The 14,763-nt window shown below is 70.2% G+C and carries 13 protein-coding genes; 7 read left to right on the top strand and 6 right to left on the bottom strand.

The window, feature by feature from the left end; translation table 11 throughout:
* Positions 1-311 precede the first annotated feature (311 nt).
* From HNR67_RS11975 to HNR67_RS11965, 3 genes are all read right to left on the bottom strand, one after another.
* A complete protein-coding gene (locus HNR67_RS11975) occupies positions 312-1,685 on the bottom strand; it encodes an L-serine ammonia-lyase (protein ID WP_221489857.1) in 1,374 nt (457 codons plus the stop codon).
* 84 nt (positions 1,686-1,769) lie between these two features.
* Positions 1,770-3,143, bottom strand: coding sequence for an aldehyde dehydrogenase family protein (locus HNR67_RS11970; protein ID WP_185002106.1), 1,374 nt, complete (start codon positions 3,141-3,143; stop codon positions 1,770-1,772).
* A gap of 114 nt (positions 3,144-3,257) precedes the next feature.
* Positions 3,258-3,872: a mycothiol-dependent nitroreductase Rv2466c family protein gene (locus tag HNR67_RS11965; RefSeq protein WP_185002105.1), complete on the bottom strand. Its 615-nt coding sequence runs from the start codon at positions 3,870-3,872 to the stop codon at positions 3,258-3,260.
* A gap of 167 nt (positions 3,873-4,039) precedes the next feature.
* Between HNR67_RS11965 and pepN the strand changes: the two genes are divergently transcribed.
* A complete protein-coding gene (gene pepN, locus HNR67_RS11960; protein WP_185002104.1) occupies positions 4,040-6,601 on the top strand; it encodes an aminopeptidase N in 2,562 nt (853 codons plus the stop codon).
* A gap of 69 nt (positions 6,602-6,670) precedes the next feature.
* Here pepN and HNR67_RS11955 read toward each other — a convergent pair whose 3' ends face one another.
* Both HNR67_RS11955 and ctaJ read right to left on the bottom strand, forming a co-directional pair.
* A complete protein-coding gene (locus HNR67_RS11955; RefSeq protein WP_185002103.1) occupies positions 6,671-7,147 on the bottom strand; it encodes a DUF5130 family protein in 477 nt (158 codons plus the stop codon).
* On the bottom strand, positions 7,134-7,388 hold the full coding sequence (gene ctaJ / locus HNR67_RS11950) for an aa3-type cytochrome oxidase subunit CtaJ (protein WP_185002102.1): 255 nt from the start codon (positions 7,386-7,388) through the stop codon (positions 7,134-7,136). Before ctaJ ends, HNR67_RS11955 begins: the two co-directional genes overlap by 14 nt.
* A 549-nt stretch (positions 7,389-7,937) precedes the next feature.
* Between ctaJ and HNR67_RS11945 the strand changes: the two genes are divergently transcribed.
* Positions 7,938-8,513, top strand: coding sequence for a DUF2345 domain-containing protein (locus HNR67_RS11945; protein ID WP_312987041.1), 576 nt, complete (start codon positions 7,938-7,940; stop codon positions 8,511-8,513).
* Here HNR67_RS11945 and HNR67_RS11940 read toward each other — a convergent pair whose 3' ends face one another.
* Positions 8,514-9,179 carry an HNH endonuclease gene (locus HNR67_RS11940; RefSeq protein ID WP_407645126.1) on the bottom strand — a complete coding sequence of 222 codons (666 nt, stop codon included), beginning with the start codon at positions 9,177-9,179 and terminating at the stop codon, positions 8,514-8,516.
* A gap of 153 nt (positions 9,180-9,332) precedes the next feature.
* Here HNR67_RS11940 and HNR67_RS11935 point away from each other — a divergent pair, with 153 nt between their 5' ends.
* From HNR67_RS11935 to HNR67_RS11915, 5 genes are all read left to right on the top strand, one after another.
* Positions 9,333-11,444 carry a prolyl oligopeptidase family serine peptidase gene (locus tag HNR67_RS11935; RefSeq protein ID WP_185002101.1) on the top strand — a complete coding sequence of 704 codons (2,112 nt, stop codon included), beginning with the start codon at positions 9,333-9,335 and terminating at the stop codon, positions 11,442-11,444.
* Between the two features lie 182 nt (positions 11,445-11,626).
* Positions 11,627-12,034 carry a hypothetical protein gene (locus tag HNR67_RS11930; RefSeq protein WP_185002100.1) on the top strand — a complete coding sequence of 136 codons (408 nt, stop codon included), beginning with the start codon at positions 11,627-11,629 and terminating at the stop codon, positions 12,032-12,034.
* Complete coding sequence (locus HNR67_RS11925) at positions 12,031-12,657, top strand: DUF3558 family protein (protein WP_185002099.1); 627 nt, start codon at positions 12,031-12,033, stop codon at positions 12,655-12,657. Before HNR67_RS11930 ends, HNR67_RS11925 begins: the two co-directional genes overlap by 4 nt.
* Positions 12,658-12,680: 23 nt before the next feature.
* Positions 12,681-13,913, top strand: a complete 1,233-nt coding sequence (locus HNR67_RS11920) for a hypothetical protein (RefSeq protein ID WP_185002098.1) — start codon at positions 12,681-12,683, stop codon at positions 13,911-13,913.
* Between the two features lie 20 nt (positions 13,914-13,933).
* Entirely contained in the window at positions 13,934-14,743 is an 810-nt protein-coding gene (locus tag HNR67_RS11915) for an ESX secretion-associated protein EspG (protein WP_185002097.1), read from the top strand.
* The last annotated feature ends 20 nt before the right edge of the window (positions 14,744-14,763 follow it).

Genomic DNA, 14,763 nt, shown 5'->3' with positions numbered 1-14,763 from the left:
GTGGGCACGGAGAGAACCCTGATGACCTGGGCGGTTTCCACCGGCCGCCGATCACCCGATCAGGAGCGCCGAACCGGCCCTACGGGGTGCGTGACCTGGTCGTTGTGTGATCAGAGCCCGGGTAGTCGGCCCGGCACAGCCAGTTGCCGGCCGCGGCCGCGATTTCCCGATCACCCGAAGGGCCGTGCCGACTGCCTGCTCCGCCCGGCCCAACGAGCGGTCCCGGTCCGGCCGGGCTGGCCGGTTTCCCGGCCCTGACAGCGCTTCTGCGGGCCGGGCGGACCCTGGCGGGGTGGTGACGGCGAACCGGCTCAGCACTCGATCACGTTGACGGCCAGTCCGCCCCGCGCGGTCTCCTTGTACTTGACCTTCATGTCGGCGCCGGTCTCCCGCATGGTCTTGATCGCCTTGTCCAGGGAGACGAAGTGCGTGCCGTCCCCGCGCAGCGCCATCCGGGAGGCGGTGATGGCCTTGATCGAGGCGACCGCGTTGCGCTCGATGCACGGGATCTGCACCAGGCCGCCGATCGGGTCGCAGGTCAGGCCCAGGTTGTGCTCCAGGGCGATCTCCGCGGCGTTCTCCACCTGTTCCGGGGTGCCGCCCAGCACCTCGGTGAGGCCTGCCGCGGCCATCGAGCAGGCCGAGCCCACCTCGCCCTGGCAGCCGACCTCGGCGCCGGAGATGGAGGCGTTCTCCTTGAACAGCTGGCCGATGGCGCCCGCGGTGAGCAGGAAGCGGACCACGCCGTCCTCGGTGGCCCCCGGCACGAACCTGGCGTAGTAGTGCAGCACCGCGGGCACGATCCCGGCCGCGCCGTTGGTGGGCGCGGTGACCACCCGGCCGCCCGCGGCGTTCTCCTCGTTGACCGCCAGCGCGAACAGGGTCACCCAGTCCATCACCCGCAGCGGATCGGTGGTGTAGTGCTCGTTGGACAGGGTCTGGAACAGTCCAGCCGCCCGCCGCTGCACCTTGAGCCCGCCGGGCAGGGTGCCCTCCCGCGCGCAGCCGCTGCGCACGCAGTCCTGGATGACCTGCCAGATGTGCAGCAGGCCGCCGCGCACCTCGGTCTCCGGCCGCCAGGACAGCTCGTTGGCCAGCATCACGCCGCTGATCGGCAGGCCGGTCTCGATGGTGCGTTCCAGCAGTTCCACGCCGTTGCGGAAGGGGTGCCGGACCGGGGTGTCGTCGACCTTGATCCGGTCGGCGCCCGCGGCGGTCTCGTCCACCACGAACCCGCCGCCCACCGAGTAGTAGGTCCGCGAGCGCAGCACCTGCCCGGTGGCGTCCAGCGCGGCGAAGGTCATGCCGTTGGGGTGGTACGGCAGCGACTTGCGCCGGTGCATGACCAGGTCGGTGCGCTCCTCGAAGGCGATCTCGTGGCTGTCCAGCAGCCGCAGCCTGCGCCGTTCGCGGATGCCGGCCACCCTGGGCTCGACCGAGGCGGTGTCCACCGTCTCCGGGTCCTCGCCCTCCAGGCCGAGCAGCACCGCCTTGTCGCTGCCGTGCCCGTGACCGGTGGCGCCGAGCGAGCCGAACAGCTCGGAGCGCACCGTCACGGTGTCGGCCAGCAGCCCGTCCGCCTTCAGGCCGTTGGCGAACGTGCATGCGGCCCGCATCGGACCCACGGTGTGGGAACTCGACGGTCCGATACCGATCTTGAACAGCTCAAAGACGCTGATTGCCAACTCGCCACGCTCCGTTGAGTGGGGATGGGACGGCAGCCCCATCCGGTCACCTACGAGTGTGACACGGCGGGCGGAGTGACCTGGTTAACGCTGAATGGCTTTCAGCTCGGTGAACTCCTCCAGCCCGTGCAGGCCCATCTCCCGCCCGTTGCCGGACTGCTTGTAGCCGCCGAAGGGCGCGACCGGGTTGAACGCGCCGCCGTTGATGTCCACCTGGCCGGTGCGCATCCGCCTGGCGACGGCCAGCGCGCGGTCGGCGTCGGCGGAGTAGACCGAGCCGGAGAGGCCGTAGATGGAGTCGTTGGCGATGGCCACCGCCTCGTCCTCGTCGGCGTAGGGCAGCACGGCCAGCACCGGCCCGAAGATCTCCTCCTGGGCGATGACCATGTCGTTGCGCACGTTGGCGAACACGGTCGGCCGGACGTAGTAGCCGACCGGGGTCTCCGCCGGGGTGTCCGCGCCGCCGATGGCCAGCGTGGCGCCCTCGTCGATGCCCTGCTGGATGTAGCTCTTGACCCGCTCTTGCTGCGCCTTGGTGACCATCGGGCCGACCCTGGTGGCCGGATCCGTGGGGTCGCCGGGGGTGTACTTGGCCGCGACGTCGGTGAGCAGGCTCACGAATTCGTCGTGCAGCTGAGCGGGGATGAGCACCCTGGTGCGCGCGGTGCAGGTCTGCCCGCTGTTGATGAAGCAGTGCGCGATGGCCTGCTTGGCCGCGGCTGCCAGGTCGGCGTCGTCCAGGATGATGTTGGCGGACTTGCCGCCCAGCTCCAGCGAGACCCGCTTCACCGTCTCCGCGCCCACCGCGGAGATCCGGCGGCCTGCCGCGGTGGAGCCGGTGAAGGAGATCATGTCCACCAGCGGGTGCGAGACGATCGCCTCGCCGACGGTCGGCCCGAACCCGTGCACCAGGTGGAAGACGCCCTCGGGCACCCCGGCCGCGCGCACGATCTCGGCGAAGGCCTCGGCGGTGAGCGGAGTCACCTCACTGGGCTTGAGCACCACGGTGCAGCCAGCCACCAGCGCGGGCACCACCTTGGCCACCACCTGGTGCAGCGGGTAGTTCCACGGGGTGATCGCGCCAACCACGCCGATCGGCTCGCGCAGCACCAGCGAGTTGCCGATCTCCTCGCTGAAGTCGTAGCCGCCGTCGACCAGGTCCACGATCCCGCTGGCCACCGCCACCGGCAGGCTGGCCTGCACCCTGGTGGAGAAGCTGATCGGCGACCCCATCTCGGCGGTGATCAGCTCGGCCAGCTCGTCCCGCCGGGCCGCGACGCCCTCGGCGATCCGGCGGCCGATCGCGGCCCGTTCGGCCAGCGGGGTGGCCGCCCAGCCGGGGAAGGCCGCGTGCGCCGCCCGGACCGCGGTGTCCACCTCGGCGGCGGTGTTGGCCTTGACCGAGCCGATGACCTGTTCGGTGGCCGGGTTGACCACCTCGATGAGTTCGTTCGCCATGGGATCAGGGTGTCATGGGTTGTGCTGGGTGTTCGCGTAGCGAACCCCGGTGGTGTCCACAAGGGACCGCGAGACCGCCCGCCGGCGTCACCGGCGGGCGATCCGTGCCCGGGTTCAGGAGAAGTCCGGGTCCTCCGTGCGGGTGCGCTTCAGCTCGAAGAAGTGCGGGTAGCCGGCCAGCAGCCGGGCGCCGTCGAAGATCTTGCCGGCGTCCTCGCCACGCGGGATCTTGGAGAGCACCGGGCCGAAGAAGGCCACCCCGTCCACGTGGATGGTGGGCGTGCCCACATCCATGCCGACCGGGTCCATGCCCGCGTGGTGGCTGGCGGTCAGCTCCTCGTCGTACTCGGTCGAGGTGGCCGCCTCGGCCAGCTCGGCAGGCAGGCCCAGCTCGGCCAGCGATTCCTTGATCACGCCTTCCAGGTCGGCGCCGCGCCCCTCGTTGTGGATCCGGGTGCCCAGCGCGGTGTAGAGCGGGCGGAGGATGTCCTGGCCGTGCGCCTTGGCCGCGGCGATGGCCACCCGGACCGGCCACCAGCCCTTGTCCAGCAGCTCCCGGTACTGCTCCGGCACGTCCCGCCCGGAGTTCAGCACGGACAGGCTCATCACCCGGAAGTGCAAGTCGATGTCGCGGACCTGCTCGACCTCCAGGATCCACCGCGAGCTGATCCACGCCCACGGGCAGATCGGGTCGAAGTAGAAGTCGACGCGGGGGGTCTCACCGCTCATGACGCCTCTTTCGGTTTATGACTGTTGACGAGCCATCAGCGGCACGTCCTGCCTGCTACCAACCCCGCGCGAGGGCGAACTCTTCCCGGAGTCGGGAAACCGTTTCGACGTTCGTGGTTTGATGCCTGACGTCGTGCATCCCCAAGAGCAAGAACACGAGGTGACCCGTGGCCGCACCGAACCTCACGGTCGAGCAGGCACAGCAGCGTGCCGCGCTGCTGGAGGTGGAGTCCTACGCGATCGAGCTGGACCTCACCGACGGCTCCGGCGGGCCGGGCGAGAACACTTTCCGCTCGACCAGCACGGTCCGTTTCGCCAGCCGTGAGACCGGCGCCCAGACCTTCGTCGACCTGGTCGCGGCCGGGGTGCGCAGGGCCGTGCTCAACGGCGTCGAGCTGGACGTCTCCGCCTTCCGCGAGGAGGACGGGATCGTCCTGCCCGGCCTGGCCGAGCGCAACGAGCTGGTCATCGAGGCGGACTGCCGGTTCATGAACACCGGCGAGGGCGTGCACCGCTTCGTCGACCCGGTGGACGACGGGGTGTACCTCTACACCCAGTTCGAGACCGCGGACGCCAAGCGCATGTTCGCCTGCTTCGACCAGCCGGACCTGAAGTCGGTCTACCAGCTCACCGTGCTGGCACCCGCCGACTGGAAGGTGCTCTCCAACAGCGCCACCGAGTCCACGGAGAAGGCAGAGGGCGGCGTAAAGCACGTCTTCGAGACCACCAAACCGATGTCGACCTACCTGGTCGCGCTGGTCGCCGGTCCGTACGCGGAGTGGCGCGATGTGTACACCGACAGCGAGGGCGATATCCCGCTGGGCCTGTACGTGCGCGCCTCGCTGGCCGAGTTCGCCGACAGCGAGCGGCTGTTCACCGAGACCAAGCAGGGCTTCGAGTTCTTCAACAACGCCTTCGGGGTGCGCTACCCCTTCGGCAAGTACGACCAGTGCTTCGTGCCGGAGTTCAACGCGGGCGCGATGGAGAACGCGGGCTGCGTGACCTTCCGCGAGGAGTACATCTTCCGCTCCAGGGTCACCCGCTACGACTACGAGCGCCGCTGCGAGACGCTGCTGCACGAGATGGCGCACATGTGGTTCGGCGACCTGGTCACCATGCGCTGGTGGGACGACCTGTGGCTGAACGAGTCCTTCGCCACCTGGGCCTCGGTGCTCGCGCAGGCCTCGGCCACCGAGTACAAGCACGCCTGGACCTCCTTCGCCAACATCGAGAAGTCCTGGGCCTACCGCCAGGACCAGCTGCCCTCCACCCACCCGGTCGCCTGCGAGATGCCCGACCTGGAGGCCGTGGAGGTCAACTTCGACGGCATCACCTACGCCAAGGGCGCCAGCGTGCTCAAGCAGCTGGTGGCCTACGTGGGGCTGGACAACTTCCTGGCCGGGCTGCGGGTCTACTTCGACAAGCACGCCTGGGACAACGCCACCCTGGCCGACCTGCTGGTCGCGCTGGAGCAGGCATCCGGCCGGGACCTGTCCTGGTGGAGCGCGCAGTGGCTGCAGACCACCGGCCTGAACTCGCTGCGGGCCCGCTTCGCGGTGGACGCCGACGGCAGGTTCACCGAGTTCGCGGTGCTGCAGGGCGGCGCCCGGCCCGGCGCCGGCGAGCTGCGCACGCACCGGCTGGCCATCGGCATCTACGCCGATGACGCCGACGGCGGGCTGGTCAGGGTGCACCGGGTCGAGGTCGACGTGGACGGCGAGCGCACCGACGTGCCAGAGCTGGTCGGCGTGCACCGCGGCAAGCTGGTGCTGGTCAACGACGACGACCTGACCTACTGCACCATGCGGCTGGACCCGGACTCGCTGGTCACCCTGATCGACCGGATCGCGCACATCGCCGAGCCGCTGCCGCGCACGCTGTGCTGGTCGGCGGCCTGGGAGATGACCCGCGAGGCCGAGCTGAAGGCCCGCGACTTCGTCACCCTGGTGCTCGGCGGCGTGCACGCCGAGACCGAGGTGGGCGTGGTGCAGCGGCTGCTGGCCCAGGCCCAGACCGCGCTGTCCTCCTACGCCGACCCGGCCTGGCGGCCGGAGGGCTGGTCCCGCTTCTCCACCCGCATCCTGGACCTGGCCACCACCGCGGCGCCGGGTTCGGACCACCAGCTCGCCTTCGCCAACGCGCTGACCTCCTCGGTGCTCGGCGAGACCGAGCTGGCCGTGCTGCAGGGCTGGTACGACGGCACCAACGTGCTCGAGGGCCTGGTCGTGGACGCGGACCTGCGCTGGCGGGTGCTGCGAGCCCTGGTGGCGCACGCCCGTGCGGACGAGACCGACGTCGCGGCCGAGCTGGCCCGCGACGCCACCGCCACCGGGCAGCGGCAGGCCGAGCTGGCCACCGCGCTGATCCCGACCGAGGAGAACAAGGCGGAGACCTGGCGGCGGGCCGTGCACGACGACGAGCTGTCCAACTCCACCAACGAGTCGCTGATCAACGGCTTCTCCCACCCCGGTCAGAAGGAGCTGCTCGCCGGGTACACCGGCCGCTACTTCGCCGAGGTCTCCGAGGTGTGGCAGCGCCGGGGCAGCGACCGGGCCATGCCGGTGGTGGTCGGCCTGTTCCCGTCCTGGGCGGTGGAGCAGGCCACGGTCACCGCCGCGGATGCCTGGATCGCCTCGGACACCCACCCGCCTGCCCTGCTGCGGCTGGTGAACGAGGGCCGGGCCGGGATCGTCCGGGCACTGGCCGCCCGCGAGTTCGACCGGTCCTGATCTGACAACGAAAGCGGCGGCGTTCCCCTCAGCCCGAGGGGGACGCCGCCGCTTTGTGAGTTCAGTCGGTCAGTGCTTGGGACCGGCCTGGTCGGCCAGCATGCGCAGGCCGCTGATGAGTCCACCGGCCAGGTCGCCCTCCTTGAAGGAGGCGACCATGCTCATCACCGCGAGCTTGCAGCCGCGGTCGGCCAGCCGACGCCCGGACTCGGCGCCGGTGACGATCTCCACCACACGCTGGCCAGGCGAGACCGCGACCAGCACCGCGTTGCCGGCCTTGGCGCCGAGGCTGGCGTGCAGCTCTTGGGCGCGGGCGTGGATGTCCTCGCCCAGGTCGCCGAGGTAGATGCTGAAGTCCAGGCCGGAGCTGCGGCTGGACAGGGTCAGCGCCTCGTCCAGGGTGGCCAGCTGGACCGGGCTGAACGGCAGCTTCGGGCCGGAGTCGCTGACGTGCCGGGCCGAGGACACCCGGCCGTGCGGCATCAGCACCTCACCGAAGGCCAGATCCTTGGGATCGACGCGGGGCGCGAGTTCACCAGTTGCCACGGGCACCTCCCCGAGCGGTACCGGCGGCCGCGGCCGCCTCGTTGTCGTGCGCCGCGGGAGCGGCGGAGGTGGTCAGGCCTGCGGGGTTGGCACTCCACCACACTGGCTCGTGGGGCCACTCCTGGCCGGGCCGGTAGCGCTGGCCCCGGCTGGAGTCAGGCCACATCGTCAGCAGGGTGATCCCGAGGTACAACGCCAACGGGATCCCCGCGAAGACGAGGATGGTCTCCAGGACGGTCACGGCGGCAACTCTAGATGGTGGGTGCCTGCCCCGCTGGCAGTGGTCCCCGTGCCGCCGTTCGGGGGGATTCGCCAGGTTTCGGCCGGAGGCCGCGGAAGGTAACCCGGAAGTGTGACCGGCACCTCCCCGATGCCCGGATGCCACTCGTCCGGCCGAGCCCACTGGGCCGATCGGCCCCGATCCGAACAGCGGCAAATGGCGGCCGCTTTGGCGGCTTGTCTGCGGCGGGCCGGGCTTCTACTTTTCACCTATCCGGGTCTTGTGCACGCAGACTCTTCCACGCAGAGCAGCATCCCACCGATGGGAGACGCCAACATGTCGGATATCAAGACTCTCGAACAGAGCAACGACCACACCCTTTCGGGGAAGCGGTCACTCATCCGCAATGCAGGCGTGCGCATCAGCAACTTTGATGGCTTCCGGCCAAGCGGAGCCACCGGGGTACGCATCAGCGCCGTTGATGACGTTTGCGCCTCCGGTTACGCAGGGGTGCGAATCAGCTCGCGCCAGGGTGTCCGGATCAGCTCGATGGACACGGTGCGTGACGGAGTGCGTATCAGCGGAGTCGATCGCGGGGTGCGGATCTCCGCCAGCGACGGCGTCCGGATCAGCGGCCGGGCCGGAGTGCGGATCAGCGGCGAGTCAGGGGTGCGGATCAGCGGCCAGGCGGGCGTGCGGATCAGCGGCGCCGACCGCGGGGTGCGGATCAGTGGCGAGGCGGGCGTGCGGATCAGCAGTGACGCCGGGGTCCGGATCAGCGGTCAGGCGGGTGTCCGCATCAGCGGTCAGCGTGGCGTGCGCATCTCCGCCCAGGACGGCGTGCGGATCTCCGCCCGCGACGGCGTGCGCATCAGCGGCGAAGCAGGCGTCCGGATCAGCGCGCGGGACGGCGTGCGGATCTCGGCACAGGACGGCGTGCGCATCAGCGGCCAGGCCGGGGTGCGGATCAGCGCCGCCGAGCGCGGGGTCCGGATCAGCGGGGCCGACCGGGGTGTGCGGATCTCGGCGCGCGAGGGCGTGCGGATCAGCGGGCAGCACGGCGTGCGGATCTCCGGACACGCCGGAGTCCGCATCAGTGCTCGGGACGGGGTGCGGATCAGCGCCCAGGCAGCCCTGGCGGCCTGATCAGGCCGCGGGCTCCCCGAGGTAGGGCAGCCACTGCGGGTCCGCGTCGGGCACACCGGCCAGCAACCGCCAGTGCTGCCCACGCGGGGTGCGCGGCACCACCCGTAGCCGCCAGCCCAGCTCACTGAGCAGCTTGTCGGCCTTGCGGTGGTTGCAGCGGGCGCAGCAGGCGACCGTGTTCTCCCAGGTGTGCTGACCGCCCTTGCTGCGCGGCACCACGTGGTCGATGGTCTCGGCCCGTGCGGCGCAGTACGCGCAGCGGAACCGGTCGCGGTGCATCAGCGCGGCGCGGGTCAGCGGGATCCGGCCACGGTAGGGAACCCGGACAAACGTGCTCAACCGGATCACCGACGGGACCGCCACGACCTCACTGGCGGAGTGAACCTGCAGGCCAGCGGAGTCTCCATGGACGATTTCCGCTTTGCCGCAGACAAGAAGTACGATCGCTCGGCGCACCGGGAGAGCCGTCAGCGGCTCGAAGGTGGCATTCAGCAACAACACACGGCGTCGGCCCCATCCAGGGGTCGTCTCGCTAGGGGCCGCCCGTTCCTGCGCAGGTACAGGAACGCACGCGGCCAAGGCCGGCGGGATACCGTTCGAGGACGAACGGACCCGCGGCGTCTGCCCACCGGCTATGCCGATGGGAGTCGGTTGTCGGTCGGGCACGCGACCACCTCCACCGGATCACACGTAGTCGACCACATAATGCGCTGTTCGCGCACCTGTGATCTGTAACGTGTCGGGCAGGCTCGCCCGAATCTACGGTGAACGAGCGGCTAACCAGTGGAGTGACAAGCACGCATCGGTAGGGTTCCGATCGTGAGCCAGCACTCGTCCGCCCCCCGCTCCTACCCGCCCGCCGAGCGCCTCGACCTGGTCGACGAGCTGCACGGACATCGGGTGCCGGACCCCTATCGCTGGCTGGAAGACGCCGCCGACACGCGCACCCAGGAGTGGTCGGCCGCCCAGGACGCCCTCGTCGCCCCACTGCTGTCCGAACTCCCCGGCCGCGAGGCGGTGGCAGGCCGGATCGGCACCCTGCTGCAGTCCGGTTCGGTGTCCGCCCCCTTCTGGCGCAACGGCCGTGCCTTCTTCACCCGCCGCCTGCCCGGCCAGGAGCACTCGGTGCTGCACGTCCGCGACGCAGGCGGCGACGAGCGCGCCCTGATCGACGTGGCCACGCTGGACCCCTCCGGCCTGACCACCCTGGACTACTGGGTGCCCAGTCTGGAAGGCGACAAACTCGCCTACCTGCTCTCCAGCGGCGGCGACGAGGAGTCCCAGCTGCACGTGGTCGACGTGGCCACCGGCGCGCTGCTGGACGGCCCGATCGACCGCGCCCGCAACTCCCCCATCGCCTGGCTGCCCGGCGGCCAGGAGCTGTTCTACGTCCGCCGCCTGGCACCCGGCGAGGTGCCAGCGGGCGAGGAGCTGTTCCACCGGCGGGTGTGGCGGCACCGGCTGGGCGCGGACCCGGCCACCGACGAGCTGATGCACGGCGAGGGCCTGGACAAGACCAACTACTACGGCGTGCGGCTCTCCGCCGACGGCCGCTGGCTGGTGGTCGACGCGACCCCGGGCACCGCGCCCAAGGAGTCGGTGTGGATCGCCGACCTGGCGGGCGACGGCAAGCTGCGCCAGATCGTGGACGAGGTGGACAGCGCCTACTGCACCGCCTGGGTCGAACGCGACGGCAGGCTGTACCTGCTGACCACGCTGGACGCCCCGCGCTGGCGGCTGTGCGTTGCCGATCCGACCGAGCCGGGACGGCAGCACTGGCGGGAACTGATCGCCGAGGACCCGGGTTCGGTGCTGGAGACCGCCCGCTGGCTGGACGGCACGCTCGCGGTGCTGCGCAGCCGGCACGCGGTCTCCGAGATCCACCTGCACGACCCGTCCGACGGCAGCCACCTGACCCAGATCCCGTTGCCCGGCACCGGATCCGTCAACGGACTCTCCACTGTGGACAGTCTGACCAGGACGGACCAGGACACGCTGTGGATCGGCTGGACCGACTTCGTCACCCCGCCCAGCGTGCACCGGCACGTCCGCTCCACCGGCGTCACCGAACTGCTGGAGGCGGCTCCAGGCGCGGTCGAGGTGCCCGCGGTGCACACCCGGCAACTCGCCTACACCTCAGCCGACGGCACCACCGTGCACATGTTCGTGCTCTCCCCCAGCGCCGAACCCGACCAGCCCCGCCCCACCCTGCTCGGCGGCTACGGCGGCTTCTCGATCAGCTACTCCCCCTCCTACAGCGCCTCCGCCCTGGCCTGGGTCGAGGCGGGCGGCGTGTACGCGCTGGCCTCCCTGCGCGGCGGCGGCGAGGAGGGCGAGTCCTGGCACCAGGGCGGCATGCGCGCGAACAAGCAGAACACCTTCGACGACTTCCACGCCGCCGCCGAACACCTCATCAACCAGGGCTGGACCACCAGCCCGCAACTGGCCATCCAGGGCGGCTCCAACGGCGGCCTGCTGATGGGCGCGGCGATCACCCAGCGCCCCGAGCTGTACCGCGCCGTGGTCTGCTCGGCCCCCCTGCTGGACATGATCCGCTACGAGGAATTCCTGATCGGCCGGATCTGGAAGGACGAGTACGGCACCGCCGCCGACCCCGACGAACTGGCCTGGCTGCTCGCCTACTCCCCGTACCACCACGTCAAACCCGGCGTGGCCTACCCCGCGGTCCTGTTCACCGTCTTCGAGTCCGACTCCAGGGTCGACCCCTGCCACGCCCGCAAGATGTGCGCGGCGCTGCAAGCGGCCACCGCCGGCGAGACGGCCACCCACCCGATCCTGTTCCGCCGCGAGACCGACGTGGGCCACAGCACCCGCTCGATCTCCCGCACCATCACCCTGACCGCCGACACACTGTCCTTCCTGGCCAACGCGACGGGCCTGACCTTCGGCGACAACCGCTCCGGAGCGTGACCCACTCCACTCCCGCGTCATGATCGCCATCTCACTGCGTCACCAGCGTTGACGGACTGTGTCCAACCCGGGGCACAGTCCACAAACGAGGGTGGGGAACCTGTGGGAACCCGCCCTGCGATGTCGGCGTCGAACGATACGATGCGAGACGGCATCGAGCGCAGTAACTGGGAGGGTGTGACATGCCGCCACGGGATCCGGATGCGGATATCTCGCCAGAGCAGGCGAGGCTGAACCAGCATTACGCGACCGACTACTCGGCCGCGAAGACTGGCGGCAAGTTCAAGGTCGACAAGGCGCACGCGCAGAAGGCCATCACCGGCCTTGAGCTGGCGATCGAAGAACTCAAGAAGATCAACCAAGAGGCCGAGCGTCTGAGACTGACTGCTGGACCTGGCCGTGATCCTTACAGTGCGGTCGCGGCCGAGAAGATCAACGATCGCGCGGTCACCGGTGACGGCTGCCACGCCACTGCCAACAAGAAGTACCGCGAGGCTCTGGAAGCCATGGTCGCCAACCTCAACGCGATCATGAAGGGCTATGCGGACGCCGAGGACATGAACCGCCAACTCGGAGGCAAGACCCAGTGAACCGCGTCGCCCTCAGCACGCTCGTTGTTGCCGCCCTGGCCCTGGTCGCAGGATGCTCTGGTGGCTCGAACACACCGAGCACCAGCGCGCAGCCGCCGAGCAGCGCCGCCGCGACCAGCACCAGCTCGGCCGGTCTCGCGCCGCCGATCACCCAACCCAAGTTGGACAAAGCGGCGCAGTACGCGCCCAAGCCCTGCGAACTACTCACCGCAGCACAGGTCGGCACGGTCCGGGTCAGCAAACCGGGCAAAGAGGGCGACAGCGTGCTCGGCAAGGAATGTTCCTGGACTACCGCGCAGAACCCGAACACCAGCCTGAGCGGCCTGTTCAGCGTTGCACTGAGCACCAAGGCCGACGCGGGTCTCAACGCTCTCTACGAGAAGAAGAGCACCTACGCGGCCTTCGAGGCGGCCACGGTTGCCGGCTATCCCTCGGTGCACGCCAACAGCGGAGTCCCCTTCGGCCAAGGTGACTGCTTCGGATACACCGCTGTGAGTGACGCCGTGACAATCAGCGTCGGGGTGCAGATCAGCGACAAGGCGGCGGCCGAGTACAAGAACGCGTGCGGTCTGGCGGACAAGGTCGCGGAAATGGTGATCTCGACTATCAAGGGGGGTAGCTAGTCATGGCTCCGGATCCCTCATGCATGCCCCGTCCCAATGCCTTCGACGGGAAGACGATCTACGAGTTCTTCCACAAGGACGCCAAGGGCGCCGAGGCCACCACGGACCCGAACTACGAAGCCTGGCAGAAGCTCGGCGACCGCTACCTGACCGTCCGGGACATGGTCGAGAAGGCACTGGCCGACGGCAAGGTGGCCTGGGAAGGCCAGGCAGCCGACCAGGCGCAGCTCGTGGCCTCGCCGCTGGCGGCCTGGGCCGGCGCCGCCAAGACCGTGTGCACCGACACGGCCTACAAGGTCGCTTCCCAGAGTGGGGACTTCCGGACCGTCAAGGACAAGGTCGAGCTGCCCCCCGACCCGGGTTCGGAGCCGTGGTTGAACGGTGCCGCCTGGTGGGAGACCGACTACGACGAGGCCAAGCGGGTCCAGGGCGAGAAGACCAACGCGAACCAGCAGGCGCTGCTGGAGTACAAGACGCAGAGCGAGACCAACACCACCAACATGCCGCAGTTCATCCCGCCGCCTCCGGTGACCCCGGAGACGAGCACGGGCGACCCGAAAGAGGTCGACCCCGGCAAGCGGGACCCGAGCGGCGATGTCGGGCGCGTCGGTGGTGGGGATCGCAACGGCAGGGGCACGCCGCCGAGCATGCCGAACCTGCCGCCCGGTTCGGACGGGCGTCCGCCCGGTGGCAACGACCAGCTCGACCCGAGCTGGAACAAGCCGCCGGTGGAGCCGCCGAAGCTGCCGCCGTTCACCCCGCCGCCCGGTCCGACCCCGCCTCCTGGTCCGCCGAACCCGCCGATGCCGCCGCCCATTGGCGGCTGGCCGCCTGGGCAGGGGCCCGGTCAGGGACCTGGGCGTGGGCCTGGTGGTGGCGGTGGTACGCCGCCGCGGATGCCGGGGATGCCCGGTGGCGGTAGTGGTGGTGGCCGTGGTGGTGGCGGCGGTGCCGGTGGGTTCGGGCCGCGGGGTGGCGGGTTCGGTCCCAGTGGGACCGGGTTCGGGCCTGGCGGGTCCGGTGGTGTCGGTGCCGACGGGCACGGGCCCGGTGGTGGGCGCGGTGGCGCCGCCGGCGGGGCCGGTGGCCGGGGCGGCATGGGTGCCGGTGGCGGCATGGGCGGCGCCGGGGCCAAGGGCGATGAGGACAAGGAACACAAGCGGCCCAGCTACCTGGTCGAGTCCGATGACATCTGGGGCGACAACACGCTGGTCGCACCGCCGGTCATCGGTGAGACGCCGCCCGGGTACCGCTGACGCTGAACTAGGAAGAAGCCGTGCTGAGAGCCAGAGTCACCATCTCGCTGCCCGCCTACGACGTGGTGTGGGAGAGCGAGAACCTGCAGGACAAGCACCCGACCCTGGGCATCCCCTCCTACGGGGAGACCTACCAGGACCGGCTTGACGTGCAACGGCGAGCCTGGCAGGAGCTGGAGGGGCTGGGCCTGGCCCGTGGCGGGCGGGCCCACCCCGACCTGGTGGACACCTTCCACATGCTCGAACGGCCGCAGCGGGAGTTCTACGGCTGGTACAGCGTGCCCGGTGGTGGCGAGCAGCGGGCCGCGCTCGCCGCCGCCTCCGGGGACGACGCGGTGCTGGCCGAGATCCTCGAGGAGAAGCTGGTGCTGACCCCGGTGCGGCCGACCGGGCTGGTCGACGCGCTGGTCTCGGCGCTGCCGGACAAGCCTGCCGCGCGCGGGCAGTCCTTCAACTTCCCGGCCGAGACCTTCGGTGGCGGGGACGGCGGCGGCCGGGGCGGCGGGCGGCACTCCCGGCCGGCCGAGGACGAGGGCGGGTTCATGATGTCCTCGCGCAACAGCGGCGGGGCCAGCCCGCAGCGGCTCAAGGAGATCATGGACAAGCCGCGCACCGGGGGCGGTCAGCTGTTCGTGGCTGCCCGCGACCGGCTTGGCTCGCGCAAGCGTGCCGAGAGCCCGCTCACATTCATCGACAACGTCGACGGGCGCTACCTCGGGCAGAAGATGCGAGGTCCGGACGGTAGTCAGTGGGTCATCGTGGCCCCGGCGGACAAGCGCACACTGGCCCAGAAACTCACCGAGATGGCTGCCTCGGTCGCCGGTCGCTGAGACCGCTCCGTAACATGGCA

The sequence above is a fragment of the Crossiella cryophila genome (assembly GCF_014204915.1).
GTDB classification, from domain to species: domain Bacteria; phylum Actinomycetota; class Actinomycetes; order Mycobacteriales; family Pseudonocardiaceae; genus Crossiella; species Crossiella cryophila.
The sequence above is the reverse complement of the archived record's forward strand: the minus strand, read 5'-3'. Positions and strand labels throughout refer to the sequence as shown.